The sequence below is a fragment of the Vibrio cionasavignyae genome (assembly GCF_050337155.1).
In the GTDB taxonomy this organism is placed as follows: Bacteria; Pseudomonadota; Gammaproteobacteria; order Enterobacterales; family Vibrionaceae; genus Vibrio; species Vibrio nomapromontoriensis.
Genome location: NZ_JAKJSR010000014.1, coordinates 120681 through 139636 on the forward strand (window position 1 = coordinate 120681; position 18956 = coordinate 139636).

Consider the following 18956-nt stretch of genomic DNA (forward strand, 5'->3'; position numbering starts at 1 on the left):
TACTTGGTAAAAACAAAGGTGGCGAATACGGCCACCTTTGTTTATTGGAATGAGGCTATCACTGAAAACCTTAACGGTGAGTATCAGACTCAGTGTTGTGTGGGTTATGCAAGTTCTGAAAGTGGGCGCGCAATGTACGTGTACCGTAGGTTGGAGCAATCATATTCATTGCCATCACCGTCATAAAAAATTCGAGGGGTCCACTGGCGTATTTGGGGGTGAGGTGACGAGCAGACCATAGTGCACTTTTTCGAATCCATTCAGGAATGTAGCGAATCCGAGCGCGCTTGCCTAGCACATCAAAAGCAACATCAACCATCTCTTTGTGGCTTAAAACCTCGGGTCCTCCAACAGCAATTTCATCCACATTGGTTGTGATAGCGTCGACACAAATGGCGGCTAAATCGGCGCCATGTATTGGGTTACTACGAAACTCACCGTTACCAAATAAATAGGCTTTGTTTTTTTGTGCCATATGAAATATTTCACTTAGGTCGGCGAAAAAACCAGTGGGGCGGATAATGCAGTATTCGAGACCTGATGATTTGAGTTCCGCCACAAACTTTTCTTTTGCGCGGCAAATCGCCACCTCTTGTAGCTGCTCACCTCGAAATACCGACACATAAATGAATTTTTTGACGCCAGCCGCTTTTGCTTCACGCAGCAAGTTGAGATTGGCTTGATAGTCGACATCTTCATATGACAATTTATCCGTTTGGCGAGTAATCCCAACCGTCGAAATAACCACGTCTGTATTGGCACAGACACCGCGTAACGTTTCTGGCTTAGTGACTTCTGCTTGGATAATTTGTTCTGGCAGAAACGGTTGTTCATGGAGCTTACTTGGATTACGAGCTAGCGCTTTTAAGTTCATACCACGGGCTGCTACTTCGCTAATAATATATTGACCTAGGTAGCCAGTAGCACCTGCAATCAGTACGTTCGTCGTTGCCATTAAATCAGGTCCTTTCTGGGAGTCGAGTGGTTAACTATTACCGATTAACTATTAACTATGCTGTGTCACTATTGCCGCACGGTTGTTCCGTGATTATACGGTATTCTGATGATGATAACGTGAAATGATGAACTAAGCGCGACCAAGTATGTTTTATCTAAGCGTAGTCTGATTGGTAATAGGTATACCGCTATAGGGTTAGGTCGCTATATGAGGGCACGATCGGCAGTGATTGATACCACGGCTCGTTGTGGTGCTGTGGCATTATTCAGTGATAAGTGGAAAAAATAAGCGAGTCGCGATAGTGATGAGCAGAGTTAACGCATACATAGCAACCCGTGTTGTGAATGCTTGGTTTGGGTTAGAAAGCACGAGATAGACATGACCATTATAGAGCAGACTGGCAATGAAGAGCAGCAGGGGAAGCTCAATGAGGTTAGCTAGACTTTGCTGTCCAAAGCCCAGAGTCGCGAGCGATGACCAACATGCAATGACCCAAACAGGAAGCAAGGTATCTGTTAGCTTGAGTTGCTGATTTTGATGTGCTTTGAGCCCTGCATAACCAACCAGCAACAAGTAGCTGAGCAAACAGAAAAAAAAGAAAACGATCAAGACGAAACTCCAAATGAACCAGATTACTGATTATTGCATATCGTCTTGCCAGTAATTGCGTGGAATTGTATAGAAAATGTATGAGGAAATATCATTGTATTTGATTGATAAATCGCGCTTCGCTTAGGCCTATCGAGGGTCTAACGATAATGTTTAAGCGAACGACCTGTTGTGACTTTACGACACGCTTTGCTCGCTTTCATTCGACTGTGCCAGCCGGGATTTGATGTAATCAAGAAATAGCTTGGTTCTGGTATGTTCATAATCCAGTGCGGGGTAATAGGCGTAGACGGTGGAATCCTCAGCCTGTATCTTGGGCAAAATTCGCGTAAGTGCTCCGGATTTAATATCCTCTTTGATCATAATATCGTTACTTATTAATACGCCCATACCACTTTTAGCGGCGAAAAAGAGGGCTTCTGGATTAGTAGTGGCAAAGTTGCCAGATAACATCAATCTCTGATTCTTATTTATTTTGTACTCTCTTTGTGGGCGTTCTCCCCATATCAGAATATTGTGTTGCTTTAGCTCTTCGATAGATGTTGGTTCCCCATGCTTCTCTATGTATGAAGGGGCGGCGTAAAATCCTATTTTTTGTTCAAATAGTTTGGTTTGTTTCATGCTCAAAGAGTTCATTTGCTCAATTTCACGACTGATGAATACATCCAGATTAGAGTCGGGTAATTGTCCAGGTGCTGTTGTGGTGAGTTGGATACGAATCTCAGGGTATTGAGTGAGGAAATCATTAAAGTACTGAACAAGAAACTTCGACCCTACCGCGATGGTAGCGCCAATCTTTAACAATCCTGCTGGTGTTTGGTTAACAGAGCGAGTCTCGTCGATAATAGACTGAAATCGGTCCATTGAATCCTTCGCTCGTTGGTAGAACAGTGCGCCAGCTTCAGTTTGTGTCACGGAGCGAGTGGTTCGTTTAAGCAATTGTACTCCGATGATCTCTTCTAACCAATGGATACGCTTGCTAATCGCAGAGTTGGTGGTGTTCATGCGTCTGGCGGCACCATTGAAACTGCCTTCCTCAACGACTTTGATATAGCTATTGATACTTTGAATCCAATCCATACGTGCGCCTATTGTTTCCTGTTAAGACATAATCTATTTCCATCATACTCTATTATCATAAACTAATACGCAATATAGAATATGTGTATGAATAAAGAAAACTCAAAATCATTTAATAAAACTCCTATGCTTTTGGCGATGATGATCATTGCCACTGGGCAGGTCGGCGTGAGTATTTATTTACCATCATTACCTTTGATTAGTGAGTCGTTATCACTTACGCAGGCTGATGCGCAAATGTTAGTCACGCTGTTTTTAGTCGGTTTTGGTCTATCGCAGTTGTTTTATGGGCCTTTATCGGATTCGATTGGCCGGCGGCCGGTCTTTTTGCTAGGGCAGGGGATTTACCTACTCGGAACGCTACTGTGTATTGTTTTCGCTGACCACTTAATCGCGTTGGAATCGGGCCGGTTATTACAAGGACTTGGTGCGGGAAGTGCATCGGTGCTGGGGCGCAGTGTGCTGCGAGATAGTTACGATGGAAAGCAACTGACAAAAGCGTTGTCGTATATCTCCATGACGGCCTCAATTATGCCTATTATTGCACCAGTATTTGGTGGTTGGGTGGCGTTTCAATTAGGCTGGCATGCTGTTTTTATCTGTGTTCTTGTCTATCTTGTGGCGATTTACCTTCTTGGTTGGCTTATTTTGCCAGAAACCTTGCCGTATAGCCCTAAGCGCTTTGAAGTGAGGGGGATTTTGAAGACCTATTCTAAGCTTATTGTTAACCCTCAAGTGATAGGCAGCGCAAGCTACAATTGGATCAGCTACTTAGGGGCGGTCGTGTCATTAAGTATTTTTCCATTCTTAATGCAGGATGAACTTGGTTTGACGGTGGCTGAGTACGGCACAATTATGATCATCCCATCGGCAGGTTTGTTGATGGGGAGCGTGTCGCTAAATATACTCAACCGTTATTTCTCCAATGCATGGTTGCTACTGCTTTCGATAAGCATTATGGCGCTGGCTGGCTTGTGGTTATTGATGACGCCGATGTCGGTGGCGAATCTGATTTTTGCCTTTACCTTACTCACGGTGGCGCAGGGTTTGTCATTTCCAATTTCAATTAGCTTACTATTGGGCCCGCATAAATCGCAGGCTGGTGCTGTGTCGGCGTTATCTGGTTCTATTCAAATGGTTATTGCTGGTGTGTTGGGGGCTTATCTTGTTGAGCATTGGATCATAGGCTCTAAGAGTTTAGGCAGCTTTTACATCGCTTCATCAATAATGATGGCGTTGGTATTGTTGTTCAGTCAAGTTAGGCGATATTCTTCGCAGCCCGTCATTGAAGATAGCAATGCATAGACATCGACTTTTATAATGGGATCGATCCAAGGTTGTTCATCTGCTGTACCACCCAGTTGGTTCGTTGCTGAACATAAGTTGTCGCCGGCATGGGTCTAATGCGATAGGGGTTGGGTAGGACAACAGCGAGTTGTGCGCATTGCACTTGCGATAACTCGTTTGCTGAACGGCCAAAATAGAATTGACTCGCAGCTTCTACCCCATAAATACCTGGACCGAATTCAATAACATTGAGGTAAACCTCCATAATTCGCTGTTTTCCTAAAATTAGCTCCATTAGTAGGGCAATATAGAGCTCGTACGCTTTTCTAACGTATGTTTGGCTAGGGAAAAGAAGGACATTCTTTGCGGTTTGCTGCGTGATTGTGCTAGCGCCGCGGATAGAAGAGCCGTTATTTTCAGTTAAGGCATTTATTGTTGAGCTTACATCGATACCATAATGGTTTGTAAATTGCTGGTCTTCTGAGGCGATGACCGCTAATGCCATATCTGGTGATATACCTTCAATGGGCACCCAGCTATGGAGTACAGTATCTGGGTAGCTTTCTGGCGGGAAAAAGGTGCGGCTAATTTGCCAGCCCCATACAGGGGGGTTAATAAATTTCAGCGACGTAACAAGTAAGATTGGTACACCGACTAGAATGAGTATTATATTGATTAAGAGCTTCTTTATCATAAAATTCAGAATGTTACTCAGCAATCGTATTTAGGGTATTGTAAGTCTAACCTATAACGACGGCTAGCTTGAATTGTCATATTTGTTGTGCTTTTTTGTATTTATTTGAACTATCCAGAGGCGTACCCGTCTATATCATCAGTAATAGATTTATTAAGGAACAATATGTTAGTTAACTTTGGGCGACAGGCGACGCTACTTGTTTGTTTGACAGTGACACCGCTGGTGTTGGCACAAAGCTCCGAGTCAGCTCCCGTAAGGGATGTCACTGACACATCGCCGCTTGAAGAAAGTACAGTGGTAGCAACAGAAAGTCATGACATGGTTTCAGATTCGCCGAGCAGTAAGATTGAAGCGACGATGAATCGCTTTAAAGAGGCTCAGGCTACTCACTCTTTTTTCGATAATGCATATGGATATGCTGTCTTCCCAACAGTGGGAAAAGGCGGGTTTGGGCTAGGTGGTTCTTACGGTGAGGGGCAGGTATTTCGTCAAGGTGTACACGTTGGGGAAACGACCTTAGCTCAGTTGAGTTTCGGTCTACAACTTGGTGCGCAGGCGTATAGTGAGATCATATTTTTTGAAACAAAAGCGGACTATTATGCGTTTACGAGTGGCAGTTTTGAGTTTGGTGCGCAAGCTTCTGCCGTCGCGATTACTTTAGGTGCCAGTGCTCAAGCAGGCTCAATGGGAGCTGGAGCACAAGCTGGTGATAAACAAAGTAAAGCGGCTTACATTAATGGAATGTCAGTATTTACTATGACGAAAGGTGGCCTGATGTATGAAGCTGCCATTGGTGGGCAAGGATTTACCTTTGCGCCCAATGACAATTACGACAACCAATGACACTGAATTAAAAATTGCCTCCAAGTTGAAACCTGGAGGCAATTTAGCAAATAAAAAATCACTGGAAAAATCTAATGGTTAGTTGCCTGCTGTAGAGGCATATTGGTTTTTAGTTTTGCGACTAAATGTATAAGAAGCATGATACCAGTTACGGCAAGCCCAATTAAAATACCGCCCCAAATTCCCGCCATTTGGTAATGTTGCATAAGATACCAAGCTGAAGGAAGACCAAACACCCAGTATCCAATTCCACTCATGATGGTCGGAACAATCACAATCTTCATCCCTCGCAGTAGATTCATAGCAAGCAGTTGCCATGCGTCTACCACGAAACATAATGCCACAACCCAAATTAGCGATGACAACATTTGTGTTAGGTGAGAATCACCTTGCTCATCGAGTTGGAACAAGTTTGCAATGGCATCAGGCCAAACGAGAAACACAACAGCCAACACGGCACTGAGAATGGTAACGAGGGTAAAGCTGCGTTTCGCAGTGGCTTTGATACCCGTCAAATTGTCGTTACCGAAATCTTTACCGACTAAAATAGCCGCCGCTTGTGAGAACCCAAAGTTAATATTCCAAGTAAAACTGAGACACTGTAACAGGATTTGATGGAGCGCTAACGCGGCAACACCAATCATGCCTGACATCAGTGTCCCTCCGTAAATTAGCCCCATTTCAAGAGCTGCTGCAATAGCGATAGGCAAGCCCATTGAAATCAGTGGCAGCACCAGTTTCCAGGTATACTCTTCAAAATGTAACCAAGGTGCATATTTATAATAGACAGGACGTTTAAATACCCAGATGCCATAACCAATGAGTACGATAGACGCGGCTAGAACCGTACCAATCCCTAGGCCCGCGATTCCCATACCGAAGCTAAATGCTAGCCAATAGCTAAGTGGTACGTTTAGCAGAACTGTAACGAGAGACATAACCATTACCGATTTCGCATCACCAAAGTTACTGGTGAGTCCACGTAAAATTAATAGTAAAAGGGTAGGAAGCATTGCCCATTTGAGAGTATCTAAATACGCCATAGCAATACCAATAGTGCTTTCAGGTTGTTTGGCAAGAACCAAGAATTGAGGCGCAAAAGCAAAGAGTAGTGTTAGCAATACACTAAGGACAACGGACAGTATCACGGCTCCCTTGATGGCTAGCCTAATTTGTTTGTGTCCAAATTCAGGTCTAGCCACGGCTTGACCGTAGGCAATGGCGATCAAATTGGCGACGCACCCTACCGTACTACCAGCAACTAAGAAAACAAAGGTGTAAACGGACGCCCCTAATCCACCACCGGCGAGGTCAGCTACGCTAAGTTTAGCCATCATCCAGACATCGGTGAGAACTAGCGCCATGGATATAAGTTGAGAAATAATAAGTGGGGTCGCAAGGGACAGGATTTTCTTCATGATAGCCTCGGGTAATGATTTGGCTATTTTATATTGGTGCTGGTGGTGTTCAAGCAACATTTGTGTCACTCTGGCATGACTTATAATTATGTGAGCAAATATGAACCCATATTCAAGTATTCCCTATTCGCACAATAGCCTTAAAGTATTTGAGGTTGTTGCAAGGCATATGAGCTTTACGCTAGCAGCCAATGAGCTTCATGTTACTCAAAGCGCCGTGAGTCGTCAGGTCAAACAGCTTGAGGATGAGTTAAACGCATCTTTAATTGTAAGAGGTCATCGCAGCATACAGTTAACACTGAAAGGCAAGGAACTGTATGAAGTGCTTGGTCGCAATTATTTAGCGTTGCAGTCATTATTGGACTCTTGGCGTATGCTGCCGAATCAAAAAATAGTCATTCGAGCAGCGCTAAGTTTTGCAACTCGTGCTCTACTGCCCAAGATACAACAGCTCAGTGAACGTTATCCGAACAATGAAATTGTAGTTATTCCTGTGATTGATGAAGAAGAGGGGTTAAGAGCGGGAGATTATGATCTGTTTGTCTTTACCACTCGTTATGGAAAGCAATTTGAAGATGACCCAGAAATACTATTTCTACGCGAGGAATACATGGCGCCAGTTTGTACTAAGCCATTAATGAACAATCATGGGGATATGAATACCTTATTATCGTTACCCAGACTTCATCCAACACTCGATCACCATGATTGGCGAGTATGGTTAAAGAAGATTGGTCATACCGATGAGGAACCGGTGAGAAATTCGACGTTTTATACTCTTGATTTAACGCTAAGCGCTTGTTTATCTGGTCAAGGTGTTGCCGTGACAGATCTGTTGCTAGCTTTGCCGGAGCTTGAGCGAGAGTATCTTTTTTGCCCCCAAGAAGCCCCCGTTCACTATAGTGCATGGCGCTATTACTGTCACAAACGTACCGATTCACCTATCGTTGATGAGTTAGTAGAATGGCTCAAGCAGGAAACACAACATGAATTAGACCAGCTTGCTCGTCTATCTCAACGGCATAATTGGGGGTTACCTGCTTCGCTATTGCCAAAAACTAGCGATTAATCACTGAATTTTTTGACCGGACTTGGTAGGTTGCAAGTAGATTTTGGGATGATAGGGAATTGTTGATTATATGGTTAACAGCATAGACCCAAGCAATATAGGTTCAAGTACATGAGAAGTGGGATGTTTTTATTAGCGTGTATTGCTATTACAGTCTGGATGGTATTTGATTCAGGTAAGTCTGAGCAGGTGATGTCATTACTGAGTGGGCTTAGTTTGCATGACGTTACCTTGCCAAGTAAGGATGAACTTGCGCAATACGTCAGTGAAGGGTTTTACTACATTGCGTTGTTGATTGGTGTCGTCTATCTAGGGCGAAAATTTAAAAGTCAGCGTCGGAGCCAAGATTCATAATTACCATGCTTAGGTCGAAAGATCCGTTACCCATTAAATAGAAGTACCGGAATATAAGAAGGCGTTAACGATGATCATCGTTAACGCCTTCTTTACTTATCTCTTGCGTGGATAAATCTGCGTAACTCTTACAACCACGTAATACATAGAACCCCGTAGTACTTAGAACTATGCGACAGTAAGTTCGACGTGACACGGCTTAATGAATCGATATTTAAGCTTTGCTGATTAACCTGAGAATCGCTTTGTTAATGCCGATGAGATCATTGATAGAGGAGGCACTATTTAGCGCTTCAATAAGTGATTCTTTGCTACAGCAAGGGATCATATCGATATTTTTAACTTTTCCAATGAGCGTACTTTGCATCAATTGGAACGTTTTCTCTTCAAACATGTAAGTAGTCCGCCTTTGATGTTGTCTGTATTAATGTCGGAAACATGAGCGTTGCTTTATTAAATAGCATGCTACTCAAACACCAACGAATTTTATCGTTATAGTTTTTATGGGTAAGCCAATTTACCGCCGAGCATGGTAGTCGTTTGCGAATTTCGAATCAAATGGAAAGATGATATAGATAGGCTGAGAGCATTACTCACTTGGATTGTTGAGTAAGCGGTTGTTATTTTTACCCTTTAAAACAATCACTTATGTTTTTCTGTGTCGAATGGAATTTAACGTTACAAATTGCGAAGTTGCATAATAAGTTATTCAACCCCTAATAGTGTGATCCTTAGCGCAAATATATGTTTCATATTAAGTAAGGGTGGGCCTTGTATGAAAAATAAACGAGCGTCACCGCTCGTTTATTTGAAGTTTAAGGTGTCTCGCAATTAAGTGACGAATTAGTCAGGAGATAGCCAAAAAACAGCGTCTTTGACTTTATCACTTCTTGGGGTACCCTTCGCAAGAACCGTGAATTGAGTATCACCTCGTAGCCCGGTAAATTCGCGAATTTCAGTCACTGAATTACTACGGTCTAGAAGAACGTAATCATAATCTGGATCGACGCCATCAAGGATATCTTGAGCTCGGGCTAGACTTACTTCAGGTACAGCCCAATCATGATAGAGGAAGAAGATAGATGTCATTGTTTCCGAGAAACGCAGACTAGCAGTACGCTCTCTTTTCTCTTCAGGTATTTGATTCACAAATGTTTGTAAGTCTGGCTTCATATCTTTAGCGATATCTATAGCTGGGAATAGATAAGTAAAGGCGCTTGAAAAGAACAGCGCAGTGATGATGGCAAATTTACTCCATTGAGGCCATGGTTTGCGTTCAACGACAATCATTAGCGCGATTGCAGCCAGCGGGATTAACGCTACCCAGTGCCAAGAGGTTAGCCACGCCATCAGCGCAGGTGGAATTTTATGTGCTGGAAGCAAGCCCGCCCATAGTGGAACAACAGCAAATGCAATTAGCACGAATGACATCAGTGCCAACCACCCACGACGATACCAATCTAACCATTTTCCAGCAAATGTTTGCAGTGCGTCCGCAATCATAAGGGCGAATAGAGGCATTAATGGTGCCAAATACATAGAGCGCTTTGTCACCGAGTAAGACAATACGAAGATCGCTAAGGTGAACCAGAAGATTAAAAATCCATCAATCCAGTTAAGCTGTTTAGGTTGACGAAGCTTATAGAAGAAATGCCCAAGCCATAAAATAAGCAGCGGTGTCCATGGTGCGCCGTATTCCATTACTCCTTTAACATAATAGAAAGGTTTCCCTGAGTGATTATGGCCAAGTGTATCTGTTGCTTTTCCGGTTAAACGACCGACTTGATTATCCCAAAACCAGGCTTTCCACAGTTCCGGTGACGCTGTTTTATAAAACGGATAGATCCAACTAGCGGCAACAAGACACATGACGGCAATACCGACAATATGCATAACAACGAATCGGCCCATGGAGGCCGCTTCATCAGGAAACTGTTTACGTAACGAGAGTGCTCTAAGGACTAATGGAACCCAAGCTAAGCCAATACACAATACGATGGCGACAGGTCCTTTACTTAAGAACGCTAAGCCAGTGAACGCACCGGCCACAATTAAATAGCCAAGCTTTTGACGTAGGTAAGCTTCAGAAAATGCCCATACCGCAGCAATAGTGGTAAACATAAGCGCAGCGTCAACGCGTAGCCAGTGAAAGTTGAGAATAAACCCTTCTAACGTCCCCAAGACTGCAAGCGCCGTCCAAGCAAAATTTTCACCTTTGAAAAGAAACGCAATACGATATGTTGCCGCGAGTGAGCCTAAACAGAGAAGCGCGAGTGCAAGTCGACCTGCCATGATGGCATCAAGCCCAGTAAGTTGCATAAGCAGCGTTGACATGACGAAGAACACAGGGGGTTTTTCAACAAAAGCGATGCCAGCAAACTGTGGAATAATGTAATCTCCGGTTAAGTACATGCTGTGAATGATCGCTGCCACGCGCGGCTCATCGGGCGTCCATACGTCGTGGTCAAATAGCCCACTGAATACGACCGCGACAATGGCAAGCAACAAACATACTTTCCAATGGGTGGCATTGGTCTGCTGGCTCGAAGGTGTTATTGACACTTTTCTTCTCCTTCAAAGTAGTCTTGTGAGAATGCGACTACTTTAAACAGTTAACAAATTTAATTAAAAGGGGGGTGATTCTAAATAGCAATAGGTAACCCGGCAACGCTTACTTACTGAAATATGGCAATAAAAAACGCTTCCTGACGATATCTTGACATCACTATATCTTACCATTGATGTTATTAATGTCTGCAATTTGTAACGAAAGATACCATGATACTTATTCTTTAATGAGTATTAAGGCGATTATTGATATGAGAAATGGTTATTGAGAGGCGTATTGCATAGAAGTGTGATTTCGATCTACTATTTGTCACAGGTGATGGGGTTCCACCTACTTAACCGCCGTTCGGCTGATGACTCCTACAGTTTTTGAAAACAGGTGGTTCTGTTTAGGCAATCTAGCTTTAGGTTGTGAACTGTAGTGGCGTTTCATTTTCCCTAACCGCCTGTTTTCCTTGATTAAGGAAAACACCATGCAATATGCTCAAGAAATCCAATCAATGTGCCCGATCCAAAGGGGCGATCTTCACGCGTCAGCACCGATTCCTGTTGAAGGCCGTTGGGTAAATCCGAAAGAGGTTATCGCGATCTCTGGGCTTAGCCATGGTGTAGGGTCTTGTGCTCCACAGCAAGGCGCGGCAAAGCTTACCCTTAACGTGAAAAAAGGCATCATTCAAGAAGTGCTTATTGAAACAATAGGCTGTTCTGGCATGACACACTCCGCAGCAATGGCGTCAGAAATTCTTACCGGTAAAACTCTCCTTGAAGCGATGAATACCGACCTTGTTTGTGACGCTATTAACGTCGCAATGAGGGAAATATTTTTACAGTTTGCTTATGGGCGTACGCAATCAGCGTTTTCCTTGGATGGACTAGAAATTGGCGCGGCGTTAGAAGATTTAGGTAAAACGCAACGCAGCCAAGTCGGTACCAGCTACTCAACATTGCTCAAAGGCCCACGATATATGGAAGTGGCGGAAGGCTATGTGACGGCCCTTGCACTAGACGAAAATGGTGAAATCATCGGTTATGAATATCTTAATTTAGGAAAGATGATGGCCGAGGTTAATAACGGCTCCTGTGCTGATCAAGCGATGAAAGCTGCCAAGGGGACGTATGGCCGCTTTGATGAAGCAACGACAATAGTTAACCCACGTCAAAACTAAATTGAGGACACGATGATGACCGCGACCAAACAAATGTTACTAAGTGAAATGAATCTGACCTCGATTGAAGAGGCTTACCAGTATTGTCTTGAAAAACAGATTGACCCCAAAAGATTGGTATTAGACACACAGCCAATAGCCTTTGACGATGCCAGTGATGCTTATACGCTTGGCACCGCGCTAGCCATTCATAGGCAGGCAGATAATGCCGCTAGCGCGGCGAAGATAATTGGCGAAGGCTTACAAGCTTTTTGTAAGGCAGGCAGTGTGGCGGAGCAAAGGTTGGTCGGATTAGGCCATGGTGCGTTAGCCGCTCGTTTACTGAGTGACGACACCCAATGTTTTGCTTTTCTTGCTGGACATGAGTCTTTTGCGGCGGCGGAAGGTGCCATCAAAATCGCACTGAATGCGAACAAGTCCCGCCAAACCCCGTTACGAGTGATTCTTAATGGGCTAGGCAAAGATGCAGCGTACTTGATTGCGCGAATTAATGGATTTACTTATGTACGTACCCAATTCAATTATACCTCCGGTGATCTAACGGAAGTGAGCCGTAAGCGGTTTTCAAAAGGTGAGCGAGGAGAGATCTTGTGTTATGGGGCCGACGATGTGCGTGAAGGTGTTGCTATCATGCATACCGCAGGCGTCGATGTAAGTATTACCGGAAATTCAACCAATCCAACGCGATTTCAGCACCCCGTTGCGGGGATATATAAATCAGAAAGATTGAATCAAGGTCAACCGTATTTTTCAGTTGCTTCGGGCGGCGGTACGGGGCGCACACTACACCCTGATAATGTGGCAGCGGGCCCTGCGAGTTATGGTATGACCGATACCATGGGGCGAATGCATGCTGATGCCCAATTTGCAGGGAGCTCATCAGTACCTGCACATGTTGCGATGATGGGTTTTATTGGTATGGGGAACAATCCAATGGTGGGGGCATCGGTTGCTCTCGCTGTTGAAGTCGATATGCGGCTCAATCGTTAATGCTGTTAGCGGTAGTTAAACCAGATCATGCGCTCAGAGCTCTGAGCGCAGATAATGTAGGGCTACCGATTGTGATGCATAGCGCAGTAAGCTAGTGACTGAGCAAGCAGTCATTTAGACTATCGGCAATGGAGTGTAAAAATTGGAAGTAACTACCAGGCCCAATATCGATGTGAGTGCCTAGAGGGTCGAGTTGACCTATCTTGACGTTAGTGCCTTGTACCACTTTATGGATGATGCTTGGTGTGAACTGTGGCTCAGAGAAGACACATTTGACGTTGTGAGTATTCAATGCAGTTCTGATCTCAATAAGTTTTTTAGCACCGGTTTTTCGTTCTGGGTGGATAGTGAAGTGCCCTAGGTTATTCAGGTCAAAGTAGGTCTCAAAATACGCATAGGCATCATGGAACACGTAGTAACCGATGTTCCGCGTGTGGTTTAACTTATGCTCTATCTGTTGTGTTGCGCGGTGCAAGTTGTCCAGGAAGATGGTTAACTTTTCTTGGTATTGAACCGTGGATTGAGGGTTAAGACTGATAAGGTGCTTACTAATGGCAGTCGCAATAGCGCTTGCTTGATCAGGACCTAGCCAAACATGTGGGTCGTAGCTGCCATGATGATGTCCACAGCCGCATTTACCTTGTTGTTTATTCAAAGCGATCCCCGCGATTTCTGACAGTGCGAGGTGTGATTTTGTTTGTGAAATGGGCTTTGCTAAAAAGGTTTCCAGATCTTGGCCAAACCAGATAACCAAATCGGCACTTTGGATACGTTTAATATCAGACGGTTTGAGTGCATAGTCATGGGGGGAGGCATTGGTAATAAGTAGCGATGAGACGTTGTCTTGATCCAGAGTGAGTTCAAGTGCGATCATTTGGAATGGTCTGATGGAGCTTAATATTTCGACGGCATTAGATTTAGCAGAAAGGAATAGGCTAAATAGAGCCAAAAGCATCGTGTATTTCATTGTCGTTTAAGTTGAAAGAGTGGTGAGAGCGTTATAACTGGCATCTGTTTAGTAGCAAATTCGCGAGCATGGCGAATTTGCTAGAAAGCGTTCTCGAAACAGGTTAAAGCTTAATGACGTTGGATTCGTTTTCGTCGATTAATCGATTGACGAACTGATCGACTGGGATTGGACGGTCATAGTAATATCCTTGCCCGATTTGACAGCCAAATTGGGCAAGTTTTCTTGCTTGCTCACGTGTTTCTATACCCTCAGCTACGACTAATAAATCTAAGTTCTTTGCCATGGCGATCATCGCTTGAACTAACTGCTGGTCTTTAACGTCGGTGGTAATCTCTTTGATGAAAGATTGGTCGATTTTAATACCATCAACGGTAAAACGACGTAAGTAGCTTAACGAAGAGTAGCCCGTACCGAAGTCATCTAGCCACACTTCTATACCACTTTCTCGAATGGCTTTGAGGGACTTTTCTGCTTCGTCTTCATCTTGCAATAAGAGACTTTCCGTTATTTCCATACGAATGGTACGCGGTGGAACCTGATACTTTTCCATATAGAAGGCGAACATCTCGACCAGGTTCTGTCTATATAGCTGCTTTGATGAAATATTAATTGATGCGTGAAAGTTGCTATCGAAATAGGGCATCCATTGTTGGATTTGAAAACACAAGTTTTCAATTAACCACTGGCCTAGCGGAAGAATCATTGCCGTTTCTTCTGCAATGGAGATGAAGTCTAATGGCGAAATGAGCCCGATTGTTGGGTGATTCCAGCGAACAAGAGACTCCGCACCAACGGTTTTTCCAGTTTTTAGGCAAACAAGCGGTTGGAACCACAGTTCGAATTGTTTTAGGTCCGCGAGTGAACGACGCAGTTCTCGCTCCATATTCGCTCTATGCACAACAGATTTGAACATTTTTGGCGTAAACAGTTTGTGGGTGTTTTTACCATCAGACTTGGCACGATACATCGCAATGTCGGCGTGCTTTATCAGTTCATCTGCTGATTTTCCATTATAAGGGTAGCGTGCCACCCCAATACTGCCGCCAACGACTAATTCTTCGTTTTCCATGAGAATGGGAGAGCGTACCGCGACAAAAATCTTTCTCACGACCGAATCTACATCTTGTATCGATTTTAGGTGTGGAATGAGCATTAAAAACTCATCGCCCCCAATACGTGAAATCATAGTCAGAGGATGGTTATTGGTCAGCTCTTTCGCGCAAAGGGTGAGTTTTTCTGCTAGCCGGATTAGTAGGAAGTCACCACTATCGTGTCCATAATTATCGTTAACGACTTTAAATTCATCGAGATCTAAAAAAAGTACCGAAAACGAAGTCGCGGGATAAGACTTAATGGTATTTTGCAGATGCTGGATAAACCTCGTGCGGTTGGGTAAGTCGGTCAACGCGTCATGATAGGCAAGGTGAGTGATTTTCTGTGTTCTTTGTTCTAGCTTTGCCGCCATCGCGCGAATTGCAGTGCTCAGCTCTCCAATTTCGTCGTTGCGCTCAATAGTAGCGATATTTTCTGTCGAGCCAAAGTCTCCTCTTCCAATGGCATTGGTGTGTTGAGTTAAGCTGGTAATAGGGTCACTCCAGCGCTTGGAGATAATAGAGGCAGCAACCGCAGAAAAAATTAGCATAACGGCAGACACTGCTAATAGGATAACAGTGAGTTCTTGATTGACTTGGTCACTGATCGTGGTGACGACCGCATCTGCAGCATTAACATGACTTTGAATGCTATTTGTTGTCATGTTGATGTAAAGCGCAGCAATAACTTTTCCGTCGACGATGATAGGTTGAAGGCGAGTAAAGGTATCTTGGTCGAACTCTGTGATTGCTTTGTGTTGAGAAAAAACGTTTTCAATATGCAGTTTGAGCCGCTTCATTTCTAAAGCGGACGCCTTGTTTTGTGCCGGCATATCCCGCGTCACTTGTGTCGTTTTATCAGATGTTAAAGACTGAGCTTCTTTATTTAGAAGTAAGATTGTCTGATTATCAGGCAATGATTGTAATGGTGCGATCAGTTGCTCTACGAGCGCCATATTGGATTGCTGCAGTGGGGTAGCCAGAACACGGGACAGGTAGACGGCAACTTGTTGTGCATTTTGAGCTAAATGATTTTTAGTCGCCAGTTCATAACGAGCGGTCAGCTCACTACGAAGGTGCTCTGATTGCTTCGCAGATAACCAAAAATGGATAGAGCCACTCACCAGTATCAAAGTAACAGCAAGCATAAAAGTGACGAATGTATATTGGCCCTGAAGCCTAAATTTGAGTCTCATTAATTCACTTTGCCTAATAACGCGGTGAATGGGTGACATTGGATATTTATAAGCTTGTCAATTACATAGTTCAACGGTGGCCAATGAGCCGCTTCACAGTGGTTACTCCACTTAATTATCGCGTCTTTGCGTGACAATGATGTGCAGTTATTGATATTCGGCACCGATATTCCTTGTAGATGTAACTCTAAGTTAGACTAGTTGATTTTGTCGCAGTAGCGAGAAAATAAGTATTGTTGTGTAGCACATAGTAATGGACAAGTAGCGGTTTAAGCAACCTTACTGAAGGCTAACTAAAGAAGTACAATTGTTAAGCAATTTAATGCGTTACGCATCAAACGATAGTATGTCATGGGCAAAACATGACTCTCAGGGCCTCAATGAGAGTTATGTGTGTTTGTATCATTTGTTCCGATTGGTTTTCAAGGTAATATTGCAGTAACTTATAAAATGGCATGTTGAGATTGTGACCTTAGTTCTAATCTGCGTATTAACTTTCGCCTAATTTCAGCGGTAATATAGCAATGCGTTAATAGTATTTTTGCGAGACTAATGTGAATAAAAAGTTATGGGCCGTTTTGGGTGGCATCATTGTTATCGGTGTTGCAGGTTCTGTTTATTGGTTTGGCTTTGCAGCTGACGATGAGGAAGCGGCGGAGAGTGCTGTGGTAAAGAAGTCGATAACCCCTACCATGGCAGTGAACACTCCAGCGGTAGAGGAGCCTACCCAAGAACTTACGGTTGAGTTACCTAAATATTACTTCGTTTCGGAAGCTTCCACCCCTATTAGAGTTCAGCCTAGTAAAGATGCGTTAGTGGATGGGACGGCATACTATGGTGAAAAACTACAAGTCATGGACCATACCGAGAAATGGATTCGTATTGCCCCTATTTATCAACTGGATGAAGGTGAAGAAGAAGTGTCTCAATGGGTAAGCATTGCGGGCTTGTCAACACAGCCAGTAGCCTTAATGGGGGAGAGGTGGCAAGAAGTTCTGTCTGGTTATTTATCTAATAGTGATGACTACAATCAGTATAAAGATCGATTTATTGAAGCATCCACGGCATTGGTAGAGAGTGAACAGTGTCGTCTATTTGATTTTGAGCAGGTGGGAGGGTGGATTAAATCGGTTAATCATCCTGACAATGTTTATTTTACTTATTGTGGTGGAATTGAGGTAATGAATAAAGTCTATCTCAATACGACAACGGGTGTTGTTTTTTAGTACAACGAAGCTGTTTGTTCGTATGGCCAGAGTTTATATTGTTGCCATTATAAAAAGTTAGAGCTATACAGGTGATACTATCGCTTGTTCTTAAGTAAATAAGTGGACAGGACTCGACTAAGATTCTACATATCGCTTCCCTCGTATCAAACTAAACAAAAAAGCAGACGCTAGGCGTCTGCTTTTTTAGTTAATAACACGACAGCATTATAACTCTTTATCTTTGCTTAATGATAAGCACCAAAGTGATATCGCGGCAACCACAGCAAAGCCTGAAAGTATAATAACTGGCATGGCGGCATAGCCAAGTGCGTGCCAAATAAACGACTCTAATGTACTCATTTAGTGCTCCTTATTGCCAACCTTCAACGCCATGCATGTCTGGTAGTTTGTGCGCGATGCCTTTATGACAATCTACACAGGTTTTTTCACCAGATGCTAAAGCGGTAGAGTGCTGCTTAACACTACGAGGGCCTTGTTCTGAGAAATCCATAAATTCAAACTCGTGACAGTTACGACACTCCAGAGAATCGTTGTTTTTAAAGCGAGCCCATTCCCGCTCAGCGAGGTGTGCTCGACGTGCTTGGAATTTTTCTGGTGTATCAATCGTCTTAGTAACAAAATGAGCAAATAGCTCTTTTGATGCTTGAACTTTACGTACAATCTTGTCTGTCCATTCATGAGGAACGTGACAGTCTGAACAGATTGCACGGACACCAGAGCGGTTAGAGTAGTGAATGGTTTCTTGGATCTCAGCGACGATAGGCGCGTGACAACCAGAGCAGAACTCTTCGGTATTGGTTGCTTCCATTCCTGTGTTGAAAGCACCCCAGAATAATAGACCGCCGGCAAAACCCATAAAGAGTATGATGCCTGCCGCGGCTTTACTTGGGGACTTTAAACGCATCCAAAATGCTTTTAAAAGTTTCATATATAGCCTCTCTTAACGTCTATGGCTATTTATCACGCAGTGAATCAACGCGTTCAAAATCGTTACCAATTAGTGGCTTAGCATCTGCCTGAGGAACGTGGCACTGTAAACAGAAATAACGACGAGGAGAAACATCGGCAAGCACAGCGTCTTCACGGTTCATGTAGTGAGTCACACTGATTTTAGTTGCTCCCATTTCTTTCGCATTTTTCCAGCTATGACAGGCTAAACATTTATTTGCGTTAAGTGACACTTCATATCCACGGATTTGATGTGGTACCAATGGTGGTTGGTATACATAATCACTTTCGATCACTTGATCTCGTGGGTACTTTTTGAAATTGTCTGCAGGACGAGTGTCTTCCAATTCAGACACACCGCGTAGTGATTCAACACCACCGATGCCACCAGGATTATTCAGCTCTGCTTGTGCTAGGCCAGTAAGCAATGCACCAACAGAAAGAACAGCGACTAACAGTTTTTTCATTTTATATTCTCCGCCA

Annotated in this window: 19 protein-coding genes and 1 riboswitch; of the genes, 7 read left to right on the forward strand and 12 right to left on the reverse strand. The window is 43.7% G+C overall.

The features are described 5' to 3' along the window. Window positions 1–70: 70 nt before the first annotated feature. The 3 genes from L4D74_RS11150 to L4D74_RS11160 all read right to left on the reverse strand — a co-directional run bounded on the left by L4D74_RS11150 (window position 71) and on the right by L4D74_RS11160 (window position 2647). A complete protein-coding gene (locus L4D74_RS11150; protein WP_428752180.1) occupies window positions 71–955 on the reverse strand; it encodes an SDR family oxidoreductase in 885 nt (294 codons plus the stop codon). Window positions 956–1219: 264 nt separating this feature from the next. Continuing rightward, window positions 1220–1567: a hypothetical protein gene (locus tag L4D74_RS11155; protein ID WP_428752181.1), complete on the reverse strand. Its 348-nt coding sequence runs from the start codon at window positions 1565–1567 to the stop codon at window positions 1220–1222. A gap of 177 nt (window positions 1568–1744) precedes the next feature. Further along, on the reverse strand, window positions 1745–2647 hold the full coding sequence (locus L4D74_RS11160; RefSeq protein ID WP_428752182.1) for a LysR family transcriptional regulator: 903 nt from the start codon (window positions 2645–2647) through the stop codon (window positions 1745–1747). 87 nt (window positions 2648–2734) lie between these two features. Between L4D74_RS11160 and L4D74_RS11165 the strand changes: the two genes are divergently transcribed. Beyond that, entirely contained in the window at window positions 2735–3952 is a 1218-nt protein-coding gene (locus L4D74_RS11165; protein ID WP_428752183.1) for a multidrug effflux MFS transporter, read from the forward strand. Between the two features lie 10 nt (window positions 3953–3962). Here L4D74_RS11165 and mtgA read toward each other — a convergent pair whose 3' ends face one another. Beyond that, window positions 3963–4628, reverse strand: coding sequence for a monofunctional biosynthetic peptidoglycan transglycosylase (gene mtgA, locus L4D74_RS11170; RefSeq protein WP_428752184.1), 666 nt, complete (start codon window positions 4626–4628; stop codon window positions 3963–3965). Window positions 4629–4793: 165 nt separating this feature from the next. On the opposite strand from mtgA, the gene L4D74_RS11175 reads away from it, so the two are divergent. After that, window positions 4794–5474 carry a YSC84-related protein gene (locus tag L4D74_RS11175; RefSeq protein ID WP_428752185.1) on the forward strand — a complete coding sequence of 227 codons (681 nt, stop codon included), beginning with the start codon at window positions 4794–4796 and terminating at the stop codon, window positions 5472–5474. 71 nt (window positions 5475–5545) lie between these two features. Here the strand turns inward: L4D74_RS11175 and L4D74_RS11180 are convergent, their stop codons facing one another. Beyond that, the gene (locus L4D74_RS11180) at window positions 5546–6892 is read right to left on the reverse strand and encodes an MATE family efflux transporter (protein WP_428752266.1); all 1347 of its coding nucleotides are present in this window, start codon (window positions 6890–6892) and stop codon (window positions 5546–5548) included. A 100-nt stretch (window positions 6893–6992) separates the two neighbouring features. On the opposite strand from L4D74_RS11180, the gene L4D74_RS11185 reads away from it, so the two are divergent. Together L4D74_RS11185 and L4D74_RS11190 are read left to right on the forward strand one after the other, a co-directional pair. After that, a complete protein-coding gene (locus L4D74_RS11185; protein WP_428752186.1) occupies window positions 6993–7961 on the forward strand; it encodes a LysR family transcriptional regulator in 969 nt (322 codons plus the stop codon). A 111-nt stretch (window positions 7962–8072) separates the two neighbouring features. Further along, window positions 8073–8315 (forward strand): hypothetical protein, encoded by a 243-nt coding sequence (locus L4D74_RS11190; protein WP_428752187.1) that lies wholly within the window; start codon window positions 8073–8075, stop codon window positions 8313–8315. A gap of 214 nt (window positions 8316–8529) precedes the next feature. On the opposite strand, the gene L4D74_RS11195 is transcribed toward L4D74_RS11190, so the two are convergent. Together L4D74_RS11195 and L4D74_RS11200 are read right to left on the reverse strand one after the other, a co-directional pair. Beyond that, on the reverse strand, window positions 8530–8709 hold the full coding sequence (locus L4D74_RS11195; protein ID WP_265677144.1) for a hypothetical protein: 180 nt from the start codon (window positions 8707–8709) through the stop codon (window positions 8530–8532). Window positions 8710–9158: 449 nt separating this feature from the next. Continuing rightward, entirely contained in the window at window positions 9159–10877 is a 1719-nt protein-coding gene (locus L4D74_RS11200) for an ArnT family glycosyltransferase (protein WP_428752188.1), read from the reverse strand. Window positions 10878–11189: 312 nt separating this feature from the next. After that, window positions 11190–11253, forward strand: a riboswitch (Fluoride riboswitch). A 103-nt stretch (window positions 11254–11356) separates the two neighbouring features. Between L4D74_RS11200 and L4D74_RS11205 the strand changes: the two genes are divergently transcribed. Together L4D74_RS11205 and L4D74_RS11210 are read left to right on the forward strand one after the other, a co-directional pair. Continuing rightward, entirely contained in the window at window positions 11357–12049 is a 693-nt protein-coding gene (locus tag L4D74_RS11205; RefSeq protein WP_428752189.1) for an iron-sulfur cluster assembly scaffold protein, read from the forward strand. Between the two features lie 15 nt (window positions 12050–12064). After that, window positions 12065–13039: a GGGtGRT protein gene (locus L4D74_RS11210; RefSeq protein WP_428752267.1), complete on the forward strand. Its 975-nt coding sequence runs from the start codon at window positions 12065–12067 to the stop codon at window positions 13037–13039. Window positions 13040–13130: 91 nt separating this feature from the next. On the opposite strand, the gene L4D74_RS11215 is transcribed toward L4D74_RS11210, so the two are convergent. Together L4D74_RS11215 and L4D74_RS11220 are read right to left on the reverse strand one after the other, a co-directional pair. Then, window positions 13131–13994, reverse strand: coding sequence for a zinc ABC transporter substrate-binding protein (locus tag L4D74_RS11215; RefSeq protein ID WP_428752190.1), 864 nt, complete (start codon window positions 13992–13994; stop codon window positions 13131–13133). A gap of 115 nt (window positions 13995–14109) precedes the next feature. Beyond that, window positions 14110–16296 carry an EAL domain-containing protein gene (locus L4D74_RS11220; RefSeq protein ID WP_428752191.1) on the reverse strand — a complete coding sequence of 729 codons (2187 nt, stop codon included), beginning with the start codon at window positions 16294–16296 and terminating at the stop codon, window positions 14110–14112. 554 nt (window positions 16297–16850) lie between these two features. On the opposite strand from L4D74_RS11220, the gene L4D74_RS11225 reads away from it, so the two are divergent. Further along, window positions 16851–17522: a hypothetical protein gene (locus tag L4D74_RS11225; RefSeq protein ID WP_428752192.1), complete on the forward strand. Its 672-nt coding sequence runs from the start codon at window positions 16851–16853 to the stop codon at window positions 17520–17522. Between the two features lie 207 nt (window positions 17523–17729). Here L4D74_RS11225 and L4D74_RS11230 read toward each other — a convergent pair whose 3' ends face one another. From L4D74_RS11230 to L4D74_RS11240, 3 genes are read right to left on the reverse strand one after another with little or no spacing between them, the layout of a single operon-like run. Then, window positions 17730–17864 (reverse strand): TIGR02808 family protein, encoded by a 135-nt coding sequence (locus tag L4D74_RS11230; protein ID WP_428752193.1) that lies wholly within the window; start codon window positions 17862–17864, stop codon window positions 17730–17732. A 10-nt stretch (window positions 17865–17874) separates the two neighbouring features. Beyond that, window positions 17875–18453 (reverse strand): NapC/NirT family cytochrome c, encoded by a 579-nt coding sequence (locus L4D74_RS11235; protein ID WP_428752194.1) that lies wholly within the window; start codon window positions 18451–18453, stop codon window positions 17875–17877. 25 nt (window positions 18454–18478) lie between these two features. Further along, window positions 18479–18940 carry a nitrate reductase cytochrome c-type subunit gene (locus L4D74_RS11240; RefSeq protein ID WP_428752195.1) on the reverse strand — a complete coding sequence of 154 codons (462 nt, stop codon included), beginning with the start codon at window positions 18938–18940 and terminating at the stop codon, window positions 18479–18481. Window positions 18941–18956: the final 16 nt, after the last annotated feature.

Bases quoted from the DNA above. Each gene is read 5' to 3' on its own strand.
- L4D74_RS11185 (WP_428752186.1), top strand. From the start codon at position 6,993: ATGAACCCATATTCAAGTATTCCCTATTCGCACAATAGCCTTAAAGTA.
- L4D74_RS11230 (WP_428752193.1), bottom strand. From the start codon at position 17,864: ATGAGTACATTAGAGTCGTTTATTTGGCACGCACTTGGCTATGCCGCC.
- L4D74_RS11220 (WP_428752191.1), bottom strand. From the start codon at position 16,296: ATGAGACTCAAATTTAGGCTTCAGGGCCAATATACATTCGTCACTTTT.
- L4D74_RS11150 (WP_428752180.1), bottom strand. From the start codon at position 955: ATGGCAACGACGAACGTACTGATTGCAGGTGCTACTGGCTACCTAGGT.
- L4D74_RS11160 (WP_428752182.1), bottom strand. From the start codon at position 2,647: ATGGATTGGATTCAAAGTATCAATAGCTATATCAAAGTCGTTGAGGAA.
- L4D74_RS11180 (WP_428752266.1), bottom strand. From the start codon at position 6,892: ATGAAGAAAATCCTGTCCCTTGCGACCCCACTTATTATTTCTCAACTT.
- L4D74_RS11235 (WP_428752194.1), bottom strand. From the start codon at position 18,453: ATGAAACTTTTAAAAGCATTTTGGATGCGTTTAAAGTCCCCAAGTAAA.
- L4D74_RS11195 (WP_265677144.1), bottom strand. From the start codon at position 8,709: ATGTTTGAAGAGAAAACGTTCCAATTGATGCAAAGTACGCTCATTGGA.
- L4D74_RS11205 (WP_428752189.1), top strand. From the start codon at position 11,357: ATGCAATATGCTCAAGAAATCCAATCAATGTGCCCGATCCAAAGGGGC.
- L4D74_RS11240 (WP_428752195.1), bottom strand. From the start codon at position 18,940: ATGAAAAAACTGTTAGTCGCTGTTCTTTCTGTTGGTGCATTGCTTACT.
- mtgA (WP_428752184.1), bottom strand. From the start codon at position 4,628: ATGATAAAGAAGCTCTTAATCAATATAATACTCATTCTAGTCGGTGTA.
- L4D74_RS11215 (WP_428752190.1), bottom strand. From the start codon at position 13,994: ATGCTTTTGGCTCTATTTAGCCTATTCCTTTCTGCTAAATCTAATGCC.
- L4D74_RS11190 (WP_428752187.1), top strand. From the start codon at position 8,073: ATGAGAAGTGGGATGTTTTTATTAGCGTGTATTGCTATTACAGTCTGG.
- L4D74_RS11210 (WP_428752267.1), top strand. From the start codon at position 12,065: ATGACCGCGACCAAACAAATGTTACTAAGTGAAATGAATCTGACCTCG.
- L4D74_RS11165 (WP_428752183.1), top strand. From the start codon at position 2,735: ATGAATAAAGAAAACTCAAAATCATTTAATAAAACTCCTATGCTTTTG.
- L4D74_RS11175 (WP_428752185.1), top strand. From the start codon at position 4,794: ATGTTAGTTAACTTTGGGCGACAGGCGACGCTACTTGTTTGTTTGACA.